Annotated in this window: 22 protein-coding genes; 9 read left to right on the forward strand and 13 right to left on the reverse strand. The window is 62.4% G+C overall.

Annotated elements, in window-relative coordinates; all coding sequences use genetic code 11:
- Position 1: 1 nt before the first annotated feature.
- The 7 genes from EN885_RS25995 to mtnK all read right to left on the reverse strand — a co-directional run bounded on the left by EN885_RS25995 (position 2) and on the right by mtnK (position 8,133).
- Positions 2–1,066, reverse strand: coding sequence for an ABC transporter permease (locus EN885_RS25995; protein ID WP_127205350.1), 1,065 nt, complete (start codon positions 1,064–1,066; stop codon positions 2–4).
- A complete protein-coding gene (locus EN885_RS26000) occupies positions 1,059–2,615 on the reverse strand; it encodes a sugar ABC transporter ATP-binding protein (protein ID WP_128243586.1) in 1,557 nt (518 codons plus the stop codon). Before EN885_RS26000 ends, EN885_RS25995 begins: the two co-directional genes overlap by 8 nt.
- On the reverse strand, positions 2,612–3,259 hold the full coding sequence (locus EN885_RS26005) for a DUF2291 family protein (protein WP_128243587.1): 648 nt from the start codon (positions 3,257–3,259) through the stop codon (positions 2,612–2,614). Before EN885_RS26005 ends, EN885_RS26000 begins: the two co-directional genes overlap by 4 nt.
- 94 nt (positions 3,260–3,353) lie before the next feature.
- Positions 3,354–4,295 (reverse strand): D-ribose ABC transporter substrate-binding protein, encoded by a 942-nt coding sequence (locus EN885_RS26010; RefSeq protein WP_095483864.1) that lies wholly within the window; start codon positions 4,293–4,295, stop codon positions 3,354–3,356.
- A gap of 300 nt (positions 4,296–4,595) precedes the next feature.
- Positions 4,596–5,423 carry a phosphogluconate dehydrogenase C-terminal domain-containing protein gene (locus tag EN885_RS26015; RefSeq protein ID WP_126103378.1) on the reverse strand — a complete coding sequence of 276 codons (828 nt, stop codon included), beginning with the start codon at positions 5,421–5,423 and terminating at the stop codon, positions 4,596–4,598.
- 350 nt (positions 5,424–5,773) lie between these two features.
- Positions 5,774–6,865, reverse strand: coding sequence for an S-methyl-5-thioribose-1-phosphate isomerase (gene mtnA, locus EN885_RS26020; protein WP_128243588.1), 1,092 nt, complete (start codon positions 6,863–6,865; stop codon positions 5,774–5,776).
- Positions 6,862–8,133: an S-methyl-5-thioribose kinase gene (gene mtnK, locus EN885_RS26025; RefSeq protein ID WP_128243589.1), complete on the reverse strand. Its 1,272-nt coding sequence runs from the start codon at positions 8,131–8,133 to the stop codon at positions 6,862–6,864. Before mtnK ends, mtnA begins: the two co-directional genes overlap by 4 nt.
- Positions 8,134–8,269: 136 nt before the next feature.
- Here mtnK and EN885_RS26030 point away from each other — a divergent pair, with 136 nt between their 5' ends.
- The 3 genes from EN885_RS26030 to EN885_RS26040 all read left to right on the forward strand — a co-directional run bounded on the left by EN885_RS26030 (position 8,270) and on the right by EN885_RS26040 (position 11,969).
- The gene (locus EN885_RS26030) at positions 8,270–9,796 is read left to right on the forward strand and encodes a sugar ABC transporter ATP-binding protein (RefSeq protein WP_128243590.1); all 1,527 of its coding nucleotides are present in this window, start codon (positions 8,270–8,272) and stop codon (positions 9,794–9,796) included.
- 36 nt (positions 9,797–9,832) lie between these two features.
- Positions 9,833–10,852, forward strand: a complete 1,020-nt coding sequence (locus EN885_RS26035) for an ABC transporter permease (protein ID WP_245461494.1) — start codon at positions 9,833–9,835, stop codon at positions 10,850–10,852.
- Between the two features lie 61 nt (positions 10,853–10,913).
- Positions 10,914–11,969, forward strand: coding sequence for a substrate-binding domain-containing protein (locus tag EN885_RS26040; RefSeq protein ID WP_128243591.1), 1,056 nt, complete (start codon positions 10,914–10,916; stop codon positions 11,967–11,969).
- Between the two features lie 84 nt (positions 11,970–12,053).
- Here EN885_RS26040 and EN885_RS26045 read toward each other — a convergent pair whose 3' ends face one another.
- The 4 genes from EN885_RS26045 to EN885_RS26060 all read right to left on the reverse strand — a co-directional run bounded on the left by EN885_RS26045 (position 12,054) and on the right by EN885_RS26060 (position 15,809).
- Positions 12,054–12,341 carry a type II toxin-antitoxin system RelE/ParE family toxin gene (locus EN885_RS26045; protein ID WP_128243592.1) on the reverse strand — a complete coding sequence of 96 codons (288 nt, stop codon included), beginning with the start codon at positions 12,339–12,341 and terminating at the stop codon, positions 12,054–12,056.
- Complete coding sequence (locus EN885_RS26050) at positions 12,334–12,609, reverse strand: type II toxin-antitoxin system ParD family antitoxin (RefSeq protein ID WP_128243593.1); 276 nt, start codon at positions 12,607–12,609, stop codon at positions 12,334–12,336. Before EN885_RS26050 ends, EN885_RS26045 begins: the two co-directional genes overlap by 8 nt.
- 93 nt (positions 12,610–12,702) lie before the next feature.
- Positions 12,703–14,757 (reverse strand): bifunctional aldolase/short-chain dehydrogenase, encoded by a 2,055-nt coding sequence (locus EN885_RS26055; protein ID WP_128243594.1) that lies wholly within the window; start codon positions 14,755–14,757, stop codon positions 12,703–12,705.
- Positions 14,758–14,843: 86 nt separating this feature from the next.
- Complete coding sequence (locus EN885_RS26060) at positions 14,844–15,809, reverse strand: sugar-binding transcriptional regulator (protein ID WP_127289643.1); 966 nt, start codon at positions 15,807–15,809, stop codon at positions 14,844–14,846.
- 190 nt (positions 15,810–15,999) lie between these two features.
- Between EN885_RS26060 and EN885_RS26065 the strand changes: the two genes are divergently transcribed.
- From EN885_RS26065 to EN885_RS26075, 3 genes are all read left to right on the forward strand, one after another.
- A complete protein-coding gene (locus tag EN885_RS26065) occupies positions 16,000–17,640 on the forward strand; it encodes an acyl-CoA synthetase (protein ID WP_128243601.1) in 1,641 nt (546 codons plus the stop codon).
- 108 nt (positions 17,641–17,748) lie between these two features.
- Positions 17,749–18,159, forward strand: a complete 411-nt coding sequence (locus EN885_RS26070; RefSeq protein WP_206072922.1) for a nuclear transport factor 2 family protein — start codon at positions 17,749–17,751, stop codon at positions 18,157–18,159.
- 111 nt (positions 18,160–18,270) lie between these two features.
- Complete coding sequence (locus tag EN885_RS26075) at positions 18,271–18,789, forward strand: DUF417 family protein (protein ID WP_095483874.1); 519 nt, start codon at positions 18,271–18,273, stop codon at positions 18,787–18,789.
- A gap of 30 nt (positions 18,790–18,819) precedes the next feature.
- Here EN885_RS26075 and EN885_RS26080 read toward each other — a convergent pair whose 3' ends face one another.
- Both EN885_RS26080 and EN885_RS26085 read right to left on the reverse strand, forming a co-directional pair.
- Positions 18,820–19,716 (reverse strand): PhzF family phenazine biosynthesis protein, encoded by an 897-nt coding sequence (locus EN885_RS26080; RefSeq protein ID WP_127289647.1) that lies wholly within the window; start codon positions 19,714–19,716, stop codon positions 18,820–18,822.
- A 25-nt stretch (positions 19,717–19,741) separates the two neighbouring features.
- Positions 19,742–20,095, reverse strand: a complete 354-nt coding sequence (locus EN885_RS26085; protein ID WP_095483876.1) for a VOC family protein — start codon at positions 20,093–20,095, stop codon at positions 19,742–19,744.
- Positions 20,096–20,336: 241 nt separating this feature from the next.
- Between EN885_RS26085 and EN885_RS26090 the strand changes: the two genes are divergently transcribed.
- From EN885_RS26090 to EN885_RS26100, 3 genes are all read left to right on the forward strand, one after another.
- Positions 20,337–20,945: a TetR family transcriptional regulator gene (locus EN885_RS26090; RefSeq protein ID WP_128243595.1), complete on the forward strand. Its 609-nt coding sequence runs from the start codon at positions 20,337–20,339 to the stop codon at positions 20,943–20,945.
- A 53-nt stretch (positions 20,946–20,998) separates the two neighbouring features.
- Positions 20,999–22,159 (forward strand): efflux RND transporter periplasmic adaptor subunit, encoded by a 1,161-nt coding sequence (locus EN885_RS26095; protein WP_164897915.1) that lies wholly within the window; start codon positions 20,999–21,001, stop codon positions 22,157–22,159.
- Between the two features lie 247 nt (positions 22,160–22,406).
- Complete coding sequence (locus tag EN885_RS26100; protein WP_128243597.1) at positions 22,407–25,553, forward strand: efflux RND transporter permease subunit; 3,147 nt, start codon at positions 22,407–22,409, stop codon at positions 25,551–25,553.
- Positions 25,554–25,621 lie beyond the last annotated feature (68 nt).

Raw genomic sequence — 25,621 nt, forward strand, 5'->3', positions numbered from 1 at the left:
CTCAGCCCGCCTTTGCCATCTGCATCAGCGTGACGCGCTGTTGCAGCCGGCGCTGCGCCTGGTCGACGACGACGGCGACGATGATGACGAGGCCCTTGATGACCATCTGCCAGAACGAGCTTACGCCCATCATGACCAGTCCGTCGGAGAGGATGCCGATGACGAAGGCGCCGACGATGGTGCCGCCGATCGTGCCGCGGCCACCCGACATCGAGGTGCCGCCGAGCACCGCCGCTGCGATGGCGTTGAGCTCGAAACTTTCGCCGGTCGCCGGGTGCGAGGCCATCAGTTCGGACGAGATGATCAGGCCGACGATCGCCGCGCAGAAACCGGAGAACATGTAGACGAACATCTTCACCATATTGACCCGGACGCCCGAAATCCGTGCCGCCCGCTCGTTGCCGCCGACGGCAAAGATGTGGCGGCCGAGCGGGGTGTATTTGGCGAGATAGGCCGCCCCAAGTGCTACGACGACAAGAATCCATATCGAGACCGGCAGGCCGAGCAGCCGGCCGGCGCCGAGGAAGCCGAAGCCCGTCGTGCCCAGATCGGGCTTGCCGACGAGGTTCGGGAAAGTGCGGCCGTCGGACGACAGCAGCGCCAGGCCGCGCGCGACATAGAGCACGCCGAGCGTGGCGATGAACGGGGCGACGTTCAGCCTGGTGATCAGCAATCCATTGACGGCGCCGATCAATATGCCGACCGCCAGCGTGATCAGTGCTATCTCGAAGACGTTGAAATAGATCGTGTAGCCGACCTGCAGGTCGATGCCGTTGAGCACGAGATAGCCGGCGACCATGCCGCAAAGACCGACGATCGAGCCGACCGACAGGTCGATGCCTCCGGTGATGATGACGAAGGTCATGCCCATGGCCAGGAACGCGTTCAGCGCCACGTGCTTCGACATCAGGATCAGATTGGCCGCCGACAGGAAATTGGGTGCTGCGATCGAGAAGAAGATCAGGACGGCGATCAATGCGATGAACGTCCTCGCCTTCATCAGCGTCAGCAGGACGGAGCCGTTCGAGGCGGAGGCAACAGCCGCCTTGGCCGGGATGTCAGTCATGGGCGGGGCTCTCCGTGTGCGGGACCGGTCCGTGGCCAAGCGCCGATGCGGCGACGAGTGCCGCCTCCGTCGCCTCGGCGCGATCGAACATGCCGGTCAGTTTTCCATTGCTCATCACCGCGATCCGGTCGGACAGCGCCATCACCTCGTCGAGATCGGAGGTGGCGAACAGTATGCCCAGTCCGTCGCGGGACAGTTTGCGCATGGTGCGAAAAACGTCGGCCTTGGCGCCAACGTCGATGCCGCGGCTCGGCTCGTCCATCAGCAGCACCTTCGGTCCGGTGAGCAGCGCCTTGCCGATCACCACCTTCTGCTGATTGCCGCCCGACAGCGACGAGACCTCTTGCGCCGGATTGGCGACCTTGATCGCCAGCTCCCGCACCATCTGCGTCACCGCCTGGTTTTCCTTGGCGCCGCTGATATGGAACAGGCGCACAAACCGCGACAGGCTGGCCAGCGTCAGGTTGCTGGCGACGGAGAGTATCGACACCAGCCCTTCGCGCTGGCGGTCCTCGGGGATCAGCGCCAGTCCGCGCCGGATGCGACGCGTCGTATCACGTTCTTTCACTTTCTTGCCGGCAATGAAGATCGCCCCGGTGGCATGGCCGTGGCGACCCATGATGCAGTCGAACAGCTCGCTGCGTCCGGCACCCATCAGCCCATAGATGCCGAGGATCTCGCCGGCACGCAGCGACAGCGAGACATGATCGACCGCAAGCCCGCCGGTCACGCGCGGCAGGCAGATGTCCTCGGCGCGGAAGATCTCTTCGCCTGGAACATGGCCGTCGGCCTTGGCGAAGTCCTTGGCGTCCGAGCCGATCATCTGCCGCACGATCCATCGCGTGTCGACGTTTTTCATCTTCTCCTGGCCGGTGATGCGCCCGTCACGCAGCACGGTGATGTAGTCGCCGATGCGGATCAGCTCCTCGAGCCGATGCGAGATGTAGACGATTGCAACGCCGCGCGCCTTGAGATCGGCAATCACCTTGAACAGGATCTCGACTTCCGCCGCACTTAGTGCCGAGGTCGGTTCGTCCATGATCAGGATGCGCGCATCGAGCGAAACCGCCTTGGCGATCTCGACCAACTGCTGCTGGCCGATGCGCAGGTCCTCGACCAGCATGTCGGGCCGGATGCCGGCTTCCAGGCGCTCGAGGAATTCCGCCGCGCGGCGCTCCTGTTCTCGGCTGTCGATCTTGCGGAACCGGTTGGTGATCTCGCGGGTGGCGAAAATGTTTTCGGCGACCGTCAGGTTGCCGAACAGGTTAAGCTCCTGGAACACCATGCCGATGCCGCGGTTCACCGCGTCGCCGGATGACGAGAAGGAAACCTCCTCGCCCTCCAGGAGAATGCGGCCGAGCGTCGGCTGTTCGACGCCGGCGATGATCTTCATCAGCGTCGATTTGCCGGCGCCGTTCTCGCCGACCAGCACGTTGACCGCGCCCTTGCGCACCTCGAAATTCGCGCGCTTGACCGCGACGGTGCCCGAATAGACCTTCGAGACGTCTTCCAGCTTCAGGATGACATCATGATCGATGGCGGCATTCATGGCTTCGGCCCGATCTCTGCCTCCGCCGGCGTCACCAGCGGCAGGTCCTGGCCGCTGCCCATGACATAGGCGCCGACAATCCTAACGCTCCGGCCTTCCAGCGCTTCGCGCGGCAGCTTGGAAAGCACTGTCTTGTCGGCATGGATGTTAAACGCCTTGCCGAACTGGGCGAAGTCGATCTGGTTGGTGAAATCGTTGAACTGGATGAAATCGAGACTGTCGCGCAGCGCGGTGCCACGCATCGCGGGTCCGATCTGCACCCGTGCATCGGCCTTGCCGTCGCCGTCGGCATCAACGTCCATGGTCGCCGCGCGCGATTGCGTGTTTGCGGCGACCACCTTGCCTTCAAGACGAACCGCGAAGGTCCACGGCGAATTCGCCTGCTTCTTTGGATTGCCGTATTTGGCGCCGGCAGCCGCTGGATCGGCTTTCGCCAGGGCGTGAACCTCGGGAAACGATCCGGCCTTCTGCTGGAGATAGGGCACGACCTTGGCAGCCCAGATATCCCCGACCATCTTGTCCGCATTGAAGGCTGGCGCATTGCCGCCGTTGTCCCCGGACGGTGTCGGCAGGATCTTGCAGGCGGTCAGGCTAATGCCAACGATCGACGCGGCAAGGATCGGCCAAGTCTGCTTGTTCAACATGTCGGCTTGTTCGGCATGGCGGTCAGGGCACCCAGGAAAATGGAAGCAAGGGACGAGCCGGAAGCTCGTCCCTTGCGATTGATGTCACGCCGGCTCAGTTGGTGAGCGCGAAGGTTTCCAGCTTCGCGGCATTGTCGCCATTGATCAGGACGCAGTCCATCAGCTGCTTTTCCTCGGCCGGAGACTTCTTGTTCTTGATGAAGTCGTTGGCCTGCTCGACTGCCATCTGCGCCTGCGCATAGGCCGGCTGCAGGACGGTGGCCTTGATGCCGCCTGAGGCGATCGAGTCGCGCACGTCGTTCGACCCGTCGAAGCCGACGACGATGACGTCTTTGCGTCCGGCGGCGGCAAGCGCGGCATAGGCGCCCATCGCCATCGTGTCGTTGCCGGAGATCACGCCCTTGATGTCAGGATTGGCCTGGAGGATCGATTCCATCTTGGAATAGGCCTCGGTCTGGCTCCAGTTGGCCGACTGCTGCGCCACCATCTTCAGGTCCGGATAGTCGTCGATGACATCGTGGTAGCCCTTGGAGCGGATGCCGGCATTGGTGTCGGATTCCTTGCCGACCAGCTCGACGAAATTGCCCTTCTCGCCCATCAGCTTGACGAACTCCTGCGCGCCGAGCTGGGCGCCCTGGTAGTTGTTCGAGACGATCTGCGCGACGGCGACGCCGGTGGCGTTGATCTCGCGGTCGATCAGGAAGGACGGAACGCCGGCGTCCTTGGCTTTCTGCACGGCGGCGACGGTGGCGTCGGCGCCGGCATTGTCGAGGATGATTGCCTTGGCGCCGCGGCCGATCGCCGTGTCGATCAGCTCGGACTGCTTGTTGGCGTCGTCGTCATGGACGAGCACCAGCGCTTCGTAACCGAGTTCCTTGGCCTTGGCTTCAGCGCCGACGGCTTCGGCCTTGAAGAACGGATTGTCGTGCGAAGGCGTGATGATGGCAATGAGATCCGCCGCATAAGCGGGTGCGGCCGTGCCGAGTGCCAGCATGCCGGCAAAAGCCGCAAGCGTCATTCTGCGAGTGAGTTTCATGATTTCCTCCCGTTTTGAAAACTATGCCTTGATCAACCCAAGGCTGCTGTCTGCATGCAATTCATTTAGATGGCTCGGGCGCGGATAGACTGGGTTCAAAGCCGTTTGCCGGTTCATCTCAACGGAACGTCGCTCCCCAGCCATCCTCCACCCCAGGCCCGAATTTGCTTCGAAGCCTGATGGTCCTAGCCACCGTACAGCTAAGCCAACTGGTATAATGAGTCAATCACTAATTCAGATGACATGTGTCGGCACGCCCGCGACTTTCCTTCTCCCCTCGGGGAGAAGGAAAAGGTCATCTCAGGTAATCCGCTGAATGCTTGCCGCAATCTCTTCCGGCTCGAAGACCCGCTTCCAGTCGTCGCGCATCAAGACCGGCTTGCCGAACTCGATGGCCTTGTTGCAGGCGTCGGAGAACACGCCCTTGGTTTCACCGAAGATGACGGCGCCGAGCACGTTCATGTGGCCAAGCAGGAAGTCGAGCGCCGCCTGCTGGTCAACCCCGCGCGCGACGACCTCGTCGACCGCTTCCTTCATGACGACGAGCAGCGAGGCGCAGACAGTCTCCGAAAGGCCCGGCTCGAGCAGCGCCATCTGGTCGACCGTGACGCGATGCGACCGCATGACCGGAGCCCATATGATCTTGGCGATCGCTTCGCCCTTGGCGAAATCTTCCTCCGGCCCCTGCATCAGTGCGCTGACCATATGCTGCTTAGCCTTGACGCCGCCGAAATAGTCCTTCTTGGCCGCCATATCGGTCTCGTCGTTGAAGATCGGCGGATGGCAGGGATGGGTGACGAAATAGGTCAGGTCCGGCCGCTTCGGCAAATGGCCGGCGAAAGGTGCTGCGGCGTCGAGCACGACCACCATCGTGCCGGCAGCAAGCTTGCTCTCGATGCTGGCCGCGACCTTGCCGATATGGGTGTCGGGAACCGCCAGGATCACCACCTCGGCGCTATCAAGGGCTTCATCGGCGCTGACCGCGTCGATGCCCAGCCCCGTCTTTAGTCGCTCGCAGCCGGCATCGCTGACCTCGACATGGCGTATCGTATAGGGAGAGCCGCGAAAATTGGTCGACAGGCGGTAACCCATTTTGCCGCCGGCGCCAAACAGCGCAATCGTTGTCATCTAGCCGTACTCCTGATCTCCAACGATGGCCCTGCCGATCGTCATCTTAGTAGCTGGTATAATCACCCTACCATATTTTGGCAACCGGATAGGAATCGGATGCGGCCAGTTTCGGCCGGCCCCTTCGTCAGTGCCTTTGGTTGTTATCGCATCGATGGACGATCGCCTCGCCTTAGCCGGCTGCCGGCGAGGCGAGTATCAGGATGTCAGGCAGAATCGTCCGCCGTCAAAATGCCGGCTGTCAGAAAATGAGCTAATCTGGATGCACCCAAGCAGCGCCCCTGCCACGGATATGGACAGCTGGCCTCGCTTATCCGCTGATGCCGCTTTCGAAAGTCAATGAAGCCGAATCAGCGTCCGGGGAACATCGCCTTCAAGCCTTCCCGCGACGCCTTGGCGACGCCGCGTTCCGTGATCAATCCGGTGACCAGTCGCGCCGGCGTCACGTCGAAGGCCGGGTTTGCCGCGGGCGTCGTCTCCGGCGAGATGCGGACCTGCGCAATCTCGCCACTCGCGGTCTTGCCCCAGACCAGCGAGACCTCGTCGCTGGAGCGCTGCTCGATCGGGATTTCGGCCAGCCCGTCGCCGACCGTCCAGTCGATGGTCGGCGAGGGCAGCGCGACGTAGAACGGCACGTCGTTATCCGCCGCGGCCAGCGCCTTCAAATAGGTGCCGATCTTGTTGCAGACATCGCCGTCGGCGGTGGTGCGGTCGGTGCCGACGATGACCATGTCGATCTCGCCGCGCTGCATCAGATGGCCGCCGGCATTGTCGACGATCAGCGTGTGCGGCACGCCGTGGCCGGCCATTTCCCATGCTGTCAGCTGGGCGCCTTGGTTGCGTGGGCGCGTTTCGTCGACATAGACGTGAACGGGAATGCCCGCTTCCGTTGCCAAATAAATCGGCGCCGTGGCGGTGCCGTAGTCGACGGTGGCCAGCCAGCCGGCATTGCAGTGGGTCAGGATGTTGACCGGCTCGCCCGGCTGCTTGCGCGCCACGATTTCCTTGATTATCTCAAGCCCATTGGCGCCGATGGCGCGGTTGAGGCTGACATCCTCGTCGGCGATTTCGCCTGCGCGCCGGTAAGCAGCCTCGGCGCGTTGCCCAGATGGAAGCGGCCGCAGGAAATTGCGCATCTCGTCGAGCGCCCAGCGCAGATTGATCGCCGTTGGGCGTGTTTCGTGCAAGACCTCCCAAACGCCGTCGAGTGCTGCATCCGAAGGGTCGTCGGCCATCTGAATGGCGACGCCATAGGCTGATGTGACGCCGATCAGCGGTGCGCCGCGCACCCACATGTCGCGGATCGCGGTGGCGATGCCGGCAACGGTGCTGACTTTCTCCACGCGGAAATCATGCGGCAGCCAGCGCTGGTCGATGATCTCCACCGAACGCCCGTCGTCGCTCAGCCAGATGGTGCGATAGTGGCGGTCGCCGACGTTCAAATCCTGTTCTCCCGTTCGATCAGCGCGGCCAATTTGTTGACCTCATCGATGCTGTGAATCTGGCGCCGGTTGACGGCGATGTGACGGCCGAACTTCAGCGCCTTCGCCTCACATGTGGCGCGCAGATCCTCGTCGGCAATGGTCTCGAAATCGGCGTTGTGCGCGAGGCCCAGAATGCGCCGGTGCACCTCGACGCCGGCAAAGCCCAGCATGTCGGTCCAGACCTGATGCAGCATGTGGTCGAGCGCCTGTTCAGCGCCGAGCCTGTCGCCCTGATCCTCGAACAGGCTCTTCTGGTAGAGCATGCCCGTGCGCTCGGTCCGCCACAGATGCGAGAACTCGGTGCGGAACACCGACCATGTCTCGACCGTGACGTCGAGCAGATAGGCGCGCATGGTGTCGCGCTTTCCATTCTGCTCGTGGCCGCGCTGCGAGAAGAAAGCCATCCAGAAATTGGCAAGCAGCATGCCGACATCGAACGCGATCGGGCCGTAAAAGGCGAATTCGGGATCGATCATCCGCGTTTCGGTGTCAGTGACCATGATCGACCCGGAATGCAGGTCGCCGTGCAGCAGCGTCTCTGCATTGGCCGCGAAGATGTGCTTCAGCCGCTGCGCCTCGACCTTGAGGTCGCGGTCGGCGCGCAACTCGGCGACGATGCGGTCGAGCTGTGGGCTCGTATGCCGGTTCATCTTGGCATCGAAATAGGGGTCCGAGAAAACCAGGTTCTCGGTGATGTCGCAAAGCTCGACATTGTTGGCGAACAGCGCCAGATCGGCTTTGCGGTCCTTGGTCGCCATATGCAGGTCGGAGCCGCGAAACAGGGTGCGGGCCATGAACAGGCCGATGTCTCTGGCGATCTTCGGCAACTGCCGGCCCTCGATCAGCGCGCGCCGCAGGATGATGTGCGGCGACAGATATTCCATGATGATCAGCGCCTGGCCTTCGTCGAAGTGATGGATCGCCGGCACCGAACCGGGCGCTCTCGCCTGTTGTCGTGTCAGCGCATGATATTCGAAGAAGGAGCGCTTCAACGGCAGCGGCCAGCTGTCACCGACCAAGCGGACATAGGGCAGGGCCTGCTTGACGACGGCAGCACCCGTGGCGCCCTCGACGATAAAGACCAGGTTCAGATTGCCGTCGCCGACCTCGCGAACCTTCCAGCGGCTTGTATCCTTGCCGATATGCGAACACAGGGCCTCGTTGGCGCCGAGGCGTGCCGCCAATGTCTCGACCGACAGTGCTTCGAATGGCAATTTCGCAGTCATCCTCACCCTCCCGCTTAGGTGCTCCCATCATAGTGAAGCCATGGCGGTTGGTCCAAGCTAGGAAGCTCTCTGGCAATTGTCAATCGTGTTGACAATTGCCGGGACAGCCCCTAGCGTCACGGTCAGGGAGGAACGAATGGGCAATGATGCCGTGTTCCGCGTGGACGGCCTGAGGAAGTCCTTCGGCCATATCGAGGTGCTTGGCGGCGTCTCGCTCGATTTGCATGCCGGCGAAGTAACCGTGCTGATGGGCGCCAACGGCGCCGGAAAATCCACCCTGGTCAAGATCATCAGCGGCGTCTACGAGCGCGGCGGCGGCACGATGAGCCTCGCCGGCCAGGACTTCGCGCTCCAAGACTTCGCGCCAAAAACGCCGGCGGAAGCGATCCGCGCCGGCGTCGTCACCGTTCACCAGAACATCAATGACGGGGTCGTCGCCGACCTCGACGTCGCCACCAATTTGACGCTGGACAGGCTGAGCGGCAGCGGCGCGCCGACCCTGTTCAATCCGGGCCGGGTGCGCCGCGAGGCAAAAGCGGTCGCCGACCGCATGGGACTGACGATCGACCTGAAAGCCAGGATCAGCGATCTCTCGCTGGCCGACCGCCAGATGGTGGCGATTGCCCGTGCCATGGCGCACCAGCCGAAAGTGCTGATCCTCGACGAGCCGACCTCCTCTTTGTCCAGCGCCGAGGCAGACCGGCTTTTCGCGCTGCTCGACAGGCTTCGCGAGCACGGTGTCGCGATCCTCTACATCTCGCACCGCATGTCCGACATCAGGCGGCTTGCCGACCGTATCGTCTCGATGCGCGACGGCGTCATCTCGGGCGTTTTCGACCGCAAGCCACTCGACTATGAGGGCGCGGTCAATGCCATGCTCGGCCGCAAGATCCACCTCGACCGGATCGTCGCCAGGAACTCGGCCAGGCCTGTCCTGACGATCGACAGATTGCGCATTGTAGACGGTTCCAGGCCGATCTCGCTGACGCTCGGCGACGGTGAGGTCGTTGCCATCACCGGCCTCGTCGGCGTCGGCAAGACCGCGCTCGCTGAGACGCTGTTTGGCGTGCGCAAGCCGCTGTCCGGGACCATGGTGCTGAACGGGAAACCTTACGCACCGGGTTCGACGGGCGAGGCGATCGCCGCCGGCGTGTTTCTTGTCGCCAAGGACCGGGGCGAAAACGGCATCGTCGGCGACTTCAACATCCAGGAAAATATTAGTCTCCCGTTCCACAAGCGGATGTCGCGTCTCGGCGTGCTCAAGCGCCGCATCGAGCGCGCCACCGCGCGCCGGCAAATCCAGGAGCTGGGCATCGTCTGCCGCTCGGAGAAAGATGAAATGTCCGCCCTTTCCGGCGGCAACCAGCAGAAGGTGATGGTCGCCCGCTGGATGTCGCAGGCCGCAAGACTGTTCATTCTGGACGAGCCGTTCCAGGGCGTCGACATTTCGGCCAGGCGCGATATCGCGGCCAAGCTGCGGGCGAGCGCGAACGGCCGTGCGACTCTGCTGTTCGTCACTGAACTTGACGAAGCGCTGGAGACCGCCGACCGCATCCTGGTGATGTCGGAGCAGACGATCGTCGGCGAACATCGCAACGCCGACATCGACCTCGAGCGTCTGCTGGCCGAAGTGGCGGGCGGGCCGTCGCAGAGCGCGGCCTGAGAGCGGGCAGATGGTGAGAATTGGAATGGAGAGGGCATGAGTTCGGGTTGGATTGAGATGGCAGCCGCGCGCGACCTTGCCATCCGCTACGGGTTCATCGTTTTGCTGTTTGGGTTGATCGCCTATTTCGCGATCGCCGCCGGCGGCTTCGTCTCGCCGCAAAGTGCCGTCTTCATCTTCCAGTCGGTCGCCATCACCGGCGTGCTGGCGCTTGGCGTCACCGCCACTCTGGTCGTCGGCGGCTTCGACCTGTCGATCGGCTCGGTCGCTACCAGCGCCATGATGGCGGCAGCCTATGTCATGGTGGTGCTGGAGCAGAACGCCGTCGTCGCGGTTATCGCCTGTCTCGCGATCGGTGTCATCGTCGGCCTCATCAATGGCTGGCTGATCGTCTATATGCGCGTGCCGGACCTTCTGGCGACGCTCGGTATGATGTTCCTGCTCGTCGGCCTGCAGCGCATCCCGACCGAGGGCCGCTCGATCGCCACCGGCATGACGATGCCCGATGGCTCGGTGGCCAACGGCACGTTCAGCGCCGCGTTCCTGGCGCTTGGCCGCCACCGCTTCGATTTCTTCATCCCCAACCTCATTCCCGTTTCGGTCGTCGTCCTGCTCGTGCTTGCAGTGCTGATCTGGTTCTTTCTCGAATACACCCGTTTCGGCCGCATGATGTACGCGGTCGGCAGCAACGAGCGGGCTGCCGAGCTCGCTGGCGCGCCTGTCAAGGCATACAAAATCTGGGCCTACGTTATTTCAGGAGTTTTTGCTTCGATCGGCGGCATTTTGCTCGCTGCCCGGCTTGGACGCGGTGACATCGCCTCGGGTAATAATCTCCTGCTCGATGCTGTCGCCGCGGCGCTCATCGGCTATGCGGTCCTCGGGGCCGCCAAGCCGAACGCTTTCGGCACGGCCGTCGGTGCGGTGTTTGTCGGCGTGCTGCTGCAGGGCCTGACGATGATGAACGCGCCCTACTACACGCAGGATTTCATCAAGGGCGTCGTTCTCGTGGTTGCCCTTGTCTTCACCTTCGCCCTTTCCGGCAGGGGCAAGAGGTAGGATTTCGACAGATAGGATTTCGACCGGCTGAAATTTGAGTTCAACAAGTGGAGGAAGAAACATGAAGATCACAAGAAGACTATTGGGGGCGGCAGCGCTTGGGCTTGCCGGCGCCGCGCTGCTTATGCAGGTGCCGGCGATGGCGCAGGACAAGCCGGCGCCGTTCGATAAGCCCGGCGCCGTCAAGATCGCGCTGGTCCGCTATCTCTCGACTGGTGACTTCTTCCAGGCCTATCTGTCCGGTGTCGAAGCGCAGGCCAAGGCGCTTGGCGTGGATCTGCGCGTCCTCGACAGCCGTCAGGATGCCGCCCTTCAGGCAGACATGGTCGACCAGGCCATTGCGCTGGGCGTCCAGGGCATCATCATCCAGCACGGACTGACGGAATCGATGAAGGAAGCCGCCCAGCGCGCGGTCGATGCCGGCATCAAGGTGGTCGCGTTCGACGTCAATGTCGAAAACCCCAAAATCCCGCAGATCGAGCAGTCCGACCGCGACCTCGCCCGCCTCGCGCTCGAACAGGCGATCAAGGACAATGGCGAGAGCTGGAAGGCCGGCTATGTCTATGTCGCCGGCATCGCGCCGCTCGACCGCCGCAACGAGACCTGGGTCGACTTCAAGAAGAAATATGCGGGCATCAACGAGGCGGCGATGTTCGGCACGCTCGACAATCCGATCGCCAATTCCGTCGCCAACCAGGCTCGCTCGGTGCTGTCGGCCAACCCCGACATCAAGGTGATGTTCGCGCCCTATGATGAATTCGCCAAGGGCGTGAAGATCGCCGTCGACGAGGCGGGATTCAACAAGGACATCAAGATCTATTCGGCCGACATCTCGACCTCCGACATCGCCGCGATGCGCGAGCCCGACAGCGCCTGGGCGGCAACCGCCGCCACCAATCCGGCCGTCGTCGGCCAGGTTTCGGTGCGCGCGCTGGCGCAGCTTTTGGCCGGCGAAGACCCCGGCCATAATGTCATCGTGCCGCCGACGCTGATCACCCAGAAGGAGCTGATCGACAAGGACATCAAGAACATGGAAGACCTTTCGGCCAAGCTGCCGCAGTTCGCCCATGCCGATGTCGCGATGCCGGCCTGGATGCCGAACCCGAACGCCAAGTAGGTTTCGATCTCAGGCAGAAGAAAAGAGCGGCCCGCGTGCCGCTCTTTTCCAGGTCTGAATGCCCGATCCTTCCACCTCTCCGGTTTACAGCCAGTGCTCCGGATCGCGCATCCCGTGGACGATCGCCACGACCAGGATGCTCTCCATCTGCGGTTCGTAGATGACGAGGTAGCGGCCTTCGATGAGCACGCGGGCCGTCACGCTTAACTCTGGCCTGGCTGTACCCATCTTGGGATGCTCCGCCGCCAGCTCCAATTTGTCAAAAATGCGCATAAGCAGCTTGTCGGCCGCCTTTTCATTGTCGATTGCGATGGTGCGCCAAATATCCCGCAAATCCTGCGAGGCGCGTGGCGTGAGCCGATATCTAGCCACGGGCGCGGCGTTCTGCCTTCAAACCACGTATGAACTCGGCGGGTTCGACTTCCACCGGCCTGCCGCTGGCCATGCCATCGGCATAGGCCCGTTTCAAGTGTTCCAACTCCAAGGCGCGCAATTCCTCGCGCTGTTCCCACAGGCGCAAGGCGTCCCGGACAATCTCGCTGTTGGAGGCATATCCCCCGCCTTCAACAGCGCCTTGCAGGCGGGCCGCCTGCTGCGGGGTGAGAGATATTGTAAGGGTGCGCATCGGTCCGGTTTTCATGCCGACTATATATCACGCCTCACAAGAACTAACAATATTTGTTAGGTTTCTAGCATCCGTGTCTTGATCCCGTGCTCACGGCAGGGGTTTTGCCTACCTCAACGCCGCCGCAATGTTGCCGCCATCCACCGTCGTCACATCGGCGGTGGTCCGCTCGGCCAGCGCATGATGCAGGAACGCTTGGGCCACGTCTTCGGCCGTCACTTCCTGCCCAAGCAGGTTGCCCGCCATGTACTCCTTCTCCGACACGCCGCGCGCGCCAGAACGGCTGGCGATCATCGCGTCGGTCAGGAGCCCCGAACGGATGCGGTCGGCGTTGACGGCATTGGAGCGGATGCCATGCGCGCCGTAGTCGAGCGCATATTGCCTGGACAGGAAAAGCGTCGCCGCCTTGGGGATGCCATAGGCGCCGAACTTCGGACCCGGATTGATCGCCTGCTTGGAGGTGTTGAACAGGAGCACGCCGCCGGTGCCCTGTTCGAGCATGATGCGCACTGCGTTCTGGGCCGCCGACTGATGGGCGAAGAAATTGAGCTCGAAGCTCTTGCGCAAAGTGGCGTCGTCGAGTTCGCCGATCCTGCCTTCCCAAGCAGCACCCGCGTTGGAAACCAGGATGTCGAGGCCGCCGAAGACGGCGACCGCCTTGTCGAACGCAGCGCGCATCTGCGCCGGATCGGTGATGTCGGCGCCGATGCCGATCGAACTGTTGCCGGCCTTCTTGGCCGCTTCCGTCGCCCTTGCCGCATCGAGATCGACGACGACGGCATGGGCGCCATTGTCGGCGAACAGCTTTGCGGTGGCGGCGCCGATCGCGCCGGCGCCGCCGGTGACCAGCATAACCTGGCCGGTCAGCGGCTTCGGCTTGTTGGAGGCGAGCTTGGCCTGTTCCAGCGACCAGTATTCGAGCGGGAACAGGTCGGCTTTGGACAGTGGACGGAAATCGCCGACTGCTTCGGCTCCACGCACCGCCTCGATCCACATCTCGCCGACGTCGGATGCGATCTTCGCATCCTTCAGCGTGCGACCGTGGCCGAACATGCCGAGGCCCGGCACCAGCGTCAGCCGCGGCATCTGGTCGAGCATCGTGCGCTTCACATCGTCGAGCGCGTCGTTGGTTTCGAAGTAGGCGCGATAGTCCTTGGCGAATTTTTCGACATGCTGGCGGATGGCGGATTTGTAGTCGCTGATCTTGTCCGCGTCGGGTGCCGGCAGCGCCATCGGTCCGGTCTTGATGCGGATCGACAGGTCGGGTGTCGATACGCCGCGCCCGGCATAGTCGGCAATCCTGGCCGAATTGATGAAATCGACGATCGCGTCTGACGTGCGGAAGTCGCTGATCATGCGGTCGAAGCGGCCTTCGCCGCGCGCTACGGCCACCGCGCCGCGCAGCATCGGCGCAATGTCCGCGGGCTTGGCCAGCCTGGCTGGCAAGGCCGATTTTTCGGCAAGCGGCTTGCCATTCCTGGCGATGAAATCCTCGGCGACGTTCACATAATGGATCATCCGGTCGTAGGCCTGTTTGGCATCGTCGCCGAAAGTGAAAATGCCATGCTTGTCGAGGATCAGGCCTTCGACCGTCGGGTCGGCGTCGAAGACATCGGCAGCCGCCTTCGCCAGATCAAAGCCCGGCATGATATAGGGCACGTAACCCATCTTGCTGCCGAAGACCTTCTTGCTCAGCGCCTTGCTGTCGTCCTGGTCGACGATGGCCAGAATGGCGGTCGAGTGCGTGTGGTCGACGAATTTGTGCGGCAGGAAGGCGTGCAGCAGCGTCTCGACCGAAGGGTTCGGCGAAGACGGATCGATGAGGTTCGCCCGCTGCAGCGCGACCATGTCTTCGTCGGAGAGCTTTTTGAGCGACCGCGCCTTGAGCAGGGCGCCGAGCTTGACCGCCGGCAGGCCCTGCGGCTCGATCACGCCCATGTCCCAGCCGCTGCCCTTGACGCAGAGCACGTCCCATTCGTCGCCGACGAGGTCGGTGGCCTTTGTCTTGCAGGAGGTGTTGCCGCCGCCATGCAGGACAAGCCGCGGTTCGCCGCCCAAAAGCCTGGTCGTATAGACGCGCAGCGCCAGGTCGCGGGCCACGCCCTTCTTTGCATAGTCGGCAACCAGCTTCTCCGCGTCGCCGTCATTCCATAGGTTCTTCATGTTCGCTTCGTCCGATTTCTCTTTTTGTTGTGAACAGGAACGCCGCGACGCTTTGATGACAATGCGCCCGCGGTAGTTTTGCGTATCTAGGCGACCTTTTCCGCTGCCGATCCGGCATGGTCGAGCAGCCGTCGCGCCATCCGTGCGCCGACCACCAGATGCGTGCACAGCCCACCCGCGATCGCCGCCATCAGCGGTCCGAACTTGCTGTCCTCCTGCACCACCACGAGGCGCTTTTCAATCTTGCGCAGCGATGACAGCTCTGCCGAAATGACCCGCCGGTTGTAGCTGCAGTCGAGCGCCTTGCCTTGCGCATCAATGATCTGGCCGGCGATGACGCCGGCAGCGCCGGCACGGCGCAGAACATCCATTTCGCTGGTAGTCAGCGCGCCGCATTTGACGACATGGCTGTCGGCGTCGACGGTGCCGACCGAGTACAGCGCCAGGTCGCATTCACTGATGCCCGACAATTGCTCGCGGATCACCGGCTCGGCGCGCAGGCCGCGTGCCAGTTCTTCCGTGGTCAGCACCAGCGGCGCATAGAAGTTGAGCCCCTGGGCGTTGAGCCGGCGCGCGATTTCCATGGTGCATTGGTCGGGCCGGTAGGAATAGGGGGCTCCGAGATTGCCGCAGAGTTGCACCACCGTGACGTCCTGCAGGTCGGCATAAGACATGATGTCGGCGATCGTATAGACGGTCCGCCCCCAGGCGACGCCGATGCGGTCGCCCTTCTTGACCAGCTCGAGAAAGACGCTCGCCGCCAGCACAGCGATGTCGGTCGACGGATCGGCGACATGGCCGTTTTCTGGCGCGATCCAGACGGCATCGAGCTTCAACGCGTCTTCGAGCTTGCGTGCCAGGACGTCGTCAGTGAAAAGCTGGGTCGAGGTCGAGATGTTGACGATGCCGGTCTCGCGCGCCTTGCGCAGATACATGGCGACCGAGGCCCGGGAAATCTTGAGTTGGCTCGCCACCTGGTCCTGGCGCAGGCCATGGGCATAGTAAAGCCAGGCGGCCTTGTGAATAAGCTGTTCTGCCGGTCGGATCGCCATGCCATCTCCTCGCTGACATTATTCACGGCTCTCGACAAAAGTCAAATTGAGCAAGGGCAAACGATGCTCTTTCGTTTGCTTTATCTAGATCATCCTTGTGCCAAATGCGCTCTATCATGGCATCGTTGGTGGTGACGGGCGGAAAGCCTATGGATAGAAGATCTCGATGACGACGTTACGGGAGGACGGGATGGGCAATCCCTACGAACAGGATCTTGACAAGAATCCGGCCAACCACCAGCCGCTGACGCCGCTGACCTATCTGGAGCGGGCGGCACAGACCTTTCCCGACCATGTCGCCATCATCCATGGCCGCCAGCGCACGACCTATCGCGATTTTTGGCGGCGGTCGCTGAAGCTTGGCTCGGCGCTCTCCAAGCGCGGCATCGGCAAGGGTGACACCGTCACCGTCATGCTGTCCAACACGCCGGCGATGCTGGAAGCGCATTTCGGCGTGCCGATGACCAAGGCGGTGCTGCATTCGCTCAACACCCGCCTCGACGCCGCGGTCATTGCCTTCCAGCTCGACCATGCCGAAACCAAGGTGCTGATCGTCGACCGCGAATTCGCAAATGTCGTCAGCGAGGCGCTGGCGCTGGCCAAGGTAAAACCGCTGGTCGTCGACTATGACGATCCCGAATACGCCACTGACGCCCCCTATCCCAAGGGCGAGCGGATCGGCACGCTCGACTACGAGGACTTTGTCGCGGGCGGCGACGAGGATTTCGCCTGGTCGATGCCAGACGACGAATGGGACGCTATTGCGCTCAACTACACGTCCGGCACGACAGGCAATCCGAAGGGCGTCGTCTATCACCATCGCGGTGCAGCACTGATGGCCTACGCCAACACCATCCATGCCGGCATGGGCAAGCATGCGGTGTATCTGTGGACGCTGCCGATGTTCCACTGCAATGGCTGGTGCTTTCCATGGACGCTGGCCTTGCAGGCCGGCACCCATGTCTGCCTGCGCTGGGTGCGGCCAAAGCCGATCTACGACGCCATCGCCGATCACGGCGTCACTCATCTGTGCGGCGCGCCGGTCGTCATGTCGGTGCTGATCAATGCTGGGGAGGAGGACAAGCGGCAATTTCCGCAGGCGGTCACCTTCAACACGGCCGCGGCACCGCCGCCGGAAGCGGTGCTGTCGGGCATGGCTGATGCGGGCTTTGCGGTCATCCACCTCTATGGCCTGACCGAGACCTATGGCCCGGCCGTCGTCAACGAATGGCATGGCGAGTGGGACGGGCTCGAAAAGGGTCTCAGGGCGGCGAGGAAGGCCAGGCAAGGCGTGCGCTATGCCGCGCTCGAAGGCCTGACGGTGATGGACCCCGAGACGATGGAGGAGACGCCGGCCGACGGCGAGACGATCGGCGAGGTCATGTTCCGCGGCAACATCGTGATGAAGGGCTATCTCAAGAACCGCAAGGCGAGCGACGAGGCCTTCGCCGGCGGTTGGTTCCACTCGGGCGACCTCGGTGTCATGCATCCCGACGGCTACATCCAGCTTAAGGACCGCTCCAAGGACATCATCATTTCCGGCGGCGAGAACATCTCCTCGATCGAGGTCGAGGAGGCGCTCTACAAGCACCCTGCCGTCGCCTCCTGCGGCGTCGTTGCCAGGCCCGACGACAAATGGGGCGAGGTGCCGGTCGCCTATGTCGAGCTGAAGCCGGGCAAGATGGCGACCGGGGCCGAAATCATCGATCACTGCCGCGCTCTGCTCGCCCGCTTCAAGGTGCCGAAAGCGGTGATCTTCGCCGAAATCCCGAAGACCTCGACCGGCAAGATCCAGAAGTTCCGGCTGAGGGAGATGGCCAAGGGAGCCTAGCCACGCGAAGAGCAAAAAACATCACTCAGTGTCGGATCGAGTGCCTCCCGATCGTCCTCGATACAGAACCAACTCGACAGAAGAGGATCTGGCAGGAGGAGAATTCTAATGGAGAACATGGAGCGTGACGCCGAGGCATATATCCGGGCGCTGATCGAGCGTTGGGCGAACGCCGTGCAGCAGCAAGACCTGGAGACAATCGTTGCGGACCACGCGACGGACCTTCTGATGTTCGATGTCCCACCGCCGAACGAACTCAGTGGAATTGAGGCCTACCGCGATAGTTGGGGTCCATTCTTCGAGCACTTCAAGCAGGGCGGCGTTTTCGCGATCGAGTGGCTGGATGTCACGGCGGGAGACCGGGTCGCTTTTGCGACCGCATTGCTGCGGTGCGGCACCAGGGAAGAGCTTGAAAGGGACCCGGCAACCCGCCTCCGGCTTACCGTCGGACTGCGGAAGGAAGGTGACCTTTGGATCATCGCTCACGAGCATCACTCATACCCTTACAAGCCGGACTGACAGCGCATCGATTAATCGAGCGACCGTGACAGCGGCGATTGGCCAGCCGCTAGGGGCAAGGGATAAATTTACGACGCGGGCGGTGCAATTGGCAGTTGGAGGAGGAAACTCATGCCGGTTCTCAGAACATCAGAGCCTGAAGGTCAAGACGGGACCCTTTCTCGGCCATGGGCGCGAAGAGCCGCCGCGGTCAGGACAGCCGGGCGGATCGTCGCCCTCATCGGGGTCATACTGCCGCTTCTCATGATCGGCGGGATGAAGTTCACGGCTGTTGAGATCGAGGCGTTGAGGCCGCTAATCGGCGGCACGCCTTGGCTCGCCTGGATGTATCCGGTATTTGGTGAAGCCGGTGCTTCTTACGTGCTTGGCGTCGTCGAGATTGCGACCGCGCTTCTGCTGATTGCGTCCCCCTGGTCGGTGCGCGCCGGTGTGGCCGGCGGGGCATTGGCCGCCCTGATTTTCCTGGTCACCTGTTCGATCATGGTTGCCCTGCCGATCTGGGAGCCTACGCTGGGCTTTCCCGCGCTCGGTCCCGCCGGTCAGTTCCTGATCAAGGACATTGCGCTGCTCGGCATCGCGCTTGTCATACTGGGCGAAAGCCTGAACAGATTAAACAGATCGGCTACCTAAGCGAATCCAGTCGAAGACGAGTGGCGTCGACTAGATCGAAAATGCCCCGCTCGCCACTACAATGCCGCGCCCAGAAATGCTCACTGAGCCGGCATCTACATCGACCTCAATGATGCTGGTACGTCCGAGAGCCGTGCCTTGCTCGATCTTGATTACACCGGGCTGTGCAAGACCGTGTGCAACGAGATGTGCGGCGAGCGGACCAGCCGCCGTACCGGTTGCCGGATCCTCAGAAATGCCGACGGTCGGGTTGAAAAAGCGTGCATACGCCGTGGTTCCGGGTTGTAGCGGATCGAGCGAGAAGACGTAGCAGCCTTCCCCGCCGACCTCGTCGAGCAGGTCGAAAAGCTGTTTAGCATCAGGCAAAATCCGGTCGACGGCTTCGCGATCGCGGATTGGCACCAGGAGATGGGCGGCTCCAGTCGAGATCACCTGGCAAGGCACGATATCAGCCACTATTTCTTCGGTACGAAGGCCGAGTGCGGTGGCAAGAGCGCCAAGGTTTGAGAGCTGCCGGCCGGCCAGTGGGGCCTCTTGCTGCATGATGATCTTTTCGAGCCGTCCTTGGCTCTGCCAGATCGCCAACGGATATACCAAGTCGCCGATCTGTTGGTGGAACCATGTTGGGCCATCGCCCAGATCGAGCCGCCCTGCTGCAGCGAGCCACCACCAAGCCCCTAACGTGTTGTGGCCGCCTGCACCGAAAACCTCTACGCCCTTCGGCGTGAAAGAGCGCAACCTCCAGTCGGCGTTCGCCCGGGTCGCCGGTAAGACAAAGGTGGTTTCGGACTGGTTGAACTCACGTGCAATGTTCTGCATGAGCTCAAGCGCCAACTCGGCGCCGCCGTCAACCACCGCCAGTGAATTGCCCGTCAGCGGCTCTACCGCGAAGACATCGACGAAATGAAATGGGATTGTTCTGCTCATGTTTCCTCCGATGACCGCAATTGGGCTAGCGAAGATGCGTGAGCACGTTGAGCAGCTTTCCGGTCGGGTCGGCAATGAAGAAACGTCTCACGCCCCACGGTTCGTCGGTCAAATCGTAGACCACTCTGCAACCGATCTCTTTTGCGCGAAGATACACCTCGTCCACATTGTCGACCTCGATCGACAGATCGGGCACGGGGGTGCCTGAGCCGCCCTCGCTGGCGATGCTGATCTGAGGGATGGTTGTTTCGCGGGACGCCAGCGTGACCAGCCACCCGTGATCCATGACGGCGTCGAGCCCGAACAGGTCGGAATAGAACTTCCGAACATCCGGAATGCTGTCTGTTGCGATATTCGTGACGATGCGCAGTACGGTCATCCCATGATCTCCTTTCCGCGGCATCGGATGACAATGCATAGTTCCGCGGGCTCAGCATAGATGGCGAGGGGCCCGTGCACTGCCCGCAGCAGGCTTCATTAACGCTGTTCACGCCGAGTGGTGTCAACAGATGTCACCAGTCGCCCAAGACCGATAATGTCACGTGTTGACATTCCGTCGATTTCGAATTACGAGTGACGAAATTCAAAATTCGTCATTCGTAATGAGCTGATGAAACAAGATGTATGATACTCTCGATACGACGGCCGACCTAGTCCGGCAGGAGAATGTCGCGCGCATCCTCGATTGCGCGGAGCGACTGTTCCGCCACTACGGCTACGGCAAGACCAATGTCGCCGACATAGCGCGCGAACTCGGCATGTCGACGGCCAATATCTACCGTTTCTTCGCCTCCAAGGTCGAGATCCACCAGGCCGTTTGCGGCCGCATGCTCGCTACCTGCTACCAACTGACCTACGACGCCTGCCATAGTCCCGGAACCGCCAGCGAAAAGCTTCGCCGCTACGCGCAAACCCACTATCAGTGGACCCGTGACACCATGCTCGACCAGGAGAAGGTGCACGAGATGGTCGTCGTTGCCATCGAACGCGATTGGCATGTCATCGAGAAGCACATCGACCGGATCCGCAGCCTGGTGGCGGAGGTGATCATCGTCGGGATCGCAGCCGGCGAGTTTGCCGACCAGGATCCGGAAGTCGCTTCGCGGTGCTTCGGCGCAGCTATCATCACCCTCTGTCACCCGCAGATGGTCGCCCAGTGCCTTGCCAAAGAGAACCGGGCAATGCCGGACGATCTTATCGAGTTTGCGATCAGGGCCTTGAAGAAATGACCGGCGGCGTCCGTCGGTCCTCGACAATTCATCTTCAGTTCGGGAGTATGCAAGTGCCTTTGTCCAAATCCATCATGAACAGGCTGTCGGCCGTCGGTCCGGCTCTGGTCGTCGTCGCAGCGCTCGGGCTCGCCGGCTGCTCGCAAGAAAAAGTGGAAGTCAAGGACATCATTCGGCCGGTCAAGGTCGTCGAGATCGCCAAGGCCAACGATACCCGTGAGCTTTCCTACTCCGGATCGGTGCGCGCCCGCACCGAGATGAATCTCGGGTTCCGCATCAACGGCAAGATCACCGAGCGCCTGGTCGACATCGGCCAGCGCGTGAAGCCGGGCGACGTTCTGGCCCGCATCGATCCCGCCGACTATGACCTTTCGGTCAACAGCGCCGAGGCCAGCCTCGAGGCCGCCGAGCGGCAGGTCGAGACAACAGGCCTTGCCCGTCGTCGTGCCGAACAGTTGTTTGCCAAGAACTTCGCGTCGAAATCGCAGCTCGAACAGGCAACGCTCAGCTATGACCAGGCGGTCGCCACCCGGAATTCCGCCCGCTCAACGCTTGACCAGGCGAAAAACCAGGTCCTCTACACCGACCTCAAGGCGGACAGGAACGGCATCGTCACATCAGTCGCCGCCGATGTCGGTCAGGTGGTCGGCTCCGGCACACCGGTTGTGACCGTTGCCGTCGATGGCGAAAAAGAAGTGCTGATCGCCGTTCCGGAAATGGATATCGCCCAGTTCAAGCCGGGCAAGGACGTCAAGGCAGGCTTCTGGTCGGACGATGCGCTGACGCTCGACGGCAAGGTCCGCGAAGTCGCCGGCAGCGCCGATCAGCAGTCGCGTACCTTTGCCGTCCGCGTCAGCCTGCCCAACGATCCGCGCGTGCTTCTCGGCATGACCGCGAACATCGAAGCTTCGGCGGCCAACAACCGCCCACAAAGCGTATCGGTCCCGTTGAGCGCGCTGGCGCAAAAGGATGGCCAGCAGATCGTCTGGACCGTGGATCGCAACGGCGAGACCGTCCACGCGCGTCCGGTCAAGGTCGCCGAGTTCACCGCCGACGGCGTGCATGTTGCCGAAGGATTGAAACCCGGCGACGTCGTCGTTGCGGCGGGCACACAATTCATGACCGAGAATCTGAAGGTCAAGCTGACCGGCGATGCGGTGCAACAGTCCGCATCTGCGGACGATGATGGCGATGCAGCCAAGCGCGTGCGCTGACGGCCAAGAATAAAACGGCTTTTCCTCGCATCGGCGCAAGCCGCGAGGTCAAGCGGTTCATGGTTTCCGGGCGGCAGGTGCCCGATTGTCGAGACGTCGGGTCGATGTAACCCCCACATCGATCCTCGCGTCCCACCGCGATGAGTGTCTCTCCGCTCGGAAAGCCTCGCCGCCCGGAAGCCAGCATTAGAAGTTCCGTGGGCATGCCACGTGCGTGCGCTGACGATCAGACAAATGGACTGGCGCTATGACCACCGACACCAATGAAAAGCGGCCCTTCAACCTTTCGCGCTGGGCAATCGGGCATCCGAGCATTGCGCGGTTCCTGTTCGGCCTGATCATCGTTGCCGGCGCGCTCGGCCTGATGCGCATGGGCCAGAAGGAAGACCCGGATTTCACCTTCCGCGTCATGGTCGTCCAGGCTGTCTGGCCGGGTGCCTCGATCCAGAACATGGAGGACCAGGTCGTCAACAAGATCGAGCGCAAGCTGCAGGAAACGCCGCATCTCGATTTCGTCCGTTCCTACACACGCGCCGGCAGCGCCATAATCACCTTGCAGGTGGAAGGCGACACCAACCCCGCGCAGGTCGCGGATGCCTTCTACCAGGTGCGCAAGAAGGTCGGCGATATCGCCAACGAGCTGCCTCAGGGGCTGCTCGGGCCCTACTTCAACGATGAGTTCGGCGACACTTTCATCACTTTGCATTCGATCAGCGGCGACGGCTACAGCTATCCCGAGCTAAAGAAATTGGCCATCCAGGCGCGTGACATGCTGCTGACGACGCCCGGCGTCGAGAAGGCCGTGATCATCGGCGACCAGCCGGAAAAACTCTATATCGACGTTTCGTCCAAGGCGCTTGCCGAGCGCGGCCTGACGCTCACCGACCTGCAGAACGCGATCAAGGGCCAGAACAATGTCGATCCGGCGGGCTCGGTCGATACCGGCACGAACTCAGTGCGCATTTCGGTCGAGGGCGACGTGACCAAGGCGGCCGATATCCGCGAACTTCGCCTGCGCGCCGGCAACCAGGTGACCCGCCTGGGCGACATCGCCACCGTGACCTCCGGCCTCGAGGATCCCTATCAGCGCAAATACCGCTACAACGGCCACGACAGCGTCCAGGTCGGTGTGGTCATGGCCAAAGGCTTCAATGTCACCGATGTCGGCAAGGACGTCGAGGCGACCTACCACCGCTTCGAAGAGGCGCTGCCTTACGGCGTTTCGGTCGATCAGATCGCCGACCAGCCGGAAGTCGTGCGGGAAGCGGTAGGTGAGTTCATGAAGGCGCTTGGCGAGGCGCTGCTGATCGTGCTTGTCGTCTCGTTCCTGACGATCGGCTGGCGCTCGGGCCTGGTGATCGCGATCACCATTCCGCTCGTCCTGGCCGCGACCTTCGCCATCATGTACGAGATCGGCATCGACCTGCAGCGCATTTCGCTCGGCGCGCTGATCATAGCGCTCGGCCTGCTCGTCGACGACGCGATGATCGTCGTCGAAATGATGGAACGCAAGCTCGAGGAAGGACTGGTCAAGGTCGAGGCGGCGAGCTTCGCCTATACCTCGACGGCCTTCCCGATGCTGACAGGCACGCTGATCACCACCGCCGGCTTCATCCCGGTCGGCTTCGCCGCCTCGACGGCCGGTGAGTATGTGCGCACGCTATTTTATGTCGTCGGCATCGCGCTGGTCGTGTCCTGGTTCGTGGCGGTCTATTTCACGCCGTGGCTCGGTAACATGATCCTCAAGCAGCGAAAACACGCCGGCAACCATCACGATGTCTTCGACACGCGCTTCTATCGCCGGCTTCGCGCCACCGTCAGCTGGTCCGTGCGCCACCGCATCATCGTGCTGGTCATGACACTGGTGACCTTCGCAACCAGCCTGTGGGCGTTCCAGTTCATCCCGCAGAATTTCTTCCCGCAGTCGTCGCGTCCGGAAATCCTTGTCGACCTCTGGCTGCCGGAAGGCACCAGCATCAAGGAAGTCGAGACGCAGGCCAAGGCGCTCGAAACCAAGATGATGGACGACAAGGACAAGCGCTTCATCGCCACCTATATCGGCGAGGGCGCGCCGCGCTTCTTCCTGCCGCTCGACCAGCAGCTTCGCAATCCGAATTTCGCCCAGCTTCTGGTGATGGCCAATGACGAACCGGCCCGCGAGCGGCTGATCGTCAAGCTGCGCACCGTTCTGGCCGAGGATTTTCCGTCGGTCCGCGCCAAGGTCGACCGCCTGTTCCTCGGGCCGCCCACGGGCTGGCCGGTGCAGATGCGCGTCATGGGACCGGATCGCCAGGAGGTGCGCCGCATCGCCGACGAAGTGAAGGCGAAGTTCCAGGCAAATCCGCTGCTCGGCGCCGTCCACGACGACTGGCTGGAGCCGGTGCCGGAGATGAAGCTGGTGATCGACCAGGATCGCGCCCGTGCGCTCGGCGTCTCCTCGCAGCGCATCCGCCAGATGCTGCAGGCAACCATGTCGGGCGCGCCGCTCGATGATTTCCGCGACGGCGAGGAGACCGTTTCGATCGTCGCCCGCGAACCGGAGGCGAGCCGTCACCTGCTGTCGGCGGTCGACTCCGTTTCCATCCCGACGGATTTCGGTGGCTTCGTGCCGCTGTCGCAGGTCGCCAAGGTCGTGCCGGTGCTGGAGCAAGGCGTCGAATGGCGGCGCGACCGCCTGCCGACCATCAGCGTGCGTGCCACGCTGCCGGATGGCGTGCAGTCGAACGACGTCGTGATGAAGATGTACAGCGAGATGCAAGGCCTGCGCGACGGTCTGGCGCCCGGCTACGCCGTCGAGATCCAGGGCGGCGCCGAGGATTCGGCCGAAAGCCAGGCCTCCATTGCTGCGAAAGCTCCAATCATGCTGGCCGTCATCGTCGTGCTGCTGATGATCCAGCTGCAGCATTTCGGCAAGGCGATGCTGGTGCTGGCGACCGGTCCGCTCGGCATCATCGGTGCAGCCGCAGCACTTTTGATCAGTGGCGCGCCGTTCGGCTTCGTCGCCATCCTCGGCGTGATCGCGCTGCTTGGCATCATCATGCGCAACTCGATCATCCTGGTCGACCAGATCGACCAGGATATAGCGGCCGGCATGGAACGCTCGGAGGCGATCATCGGCTCGGCGGTCCGCCGCTTCCGGCCGATCATGCTGACGGCGCTGACGGCGGTCCTGGCGCTGATCCCGATTTCGCGCGGCGTCTTCTGGGGTCCGCTCGCCTACGCCATGATGGGCGGCATTCTCGTCGCCACAGTGCTTACCATCCTCGTGCTTCCGGCAGCCTATGCCTTGTTCTTCGGCAGGGAGCGCAAGAAGGCCAAGGACGTGGAGCAGGCGGCCGAGCCGGAGCTGGCAGACAACGACGACAGGCCGCGACTGCCTCTGGCCGCCGAATAGAGTGGCGGCCGAATAGAGCTGTTGGCAGATGTGATATCCAGGGGTTAAATCCGCCCACCGGCAGGAGC

This window comes from Mesorhizobium sp. M6A.T.Cr.TU.014.01.1.1 (assembly GCF_004022765.1).
Taxonomy (GTDB): Bacteria; Pseudomonadota; Alphaproteobacteria; order Rhizobiales; family Rhizobiaceae; genus Mesorhizobium; species Mesorhizobium mediterraneum.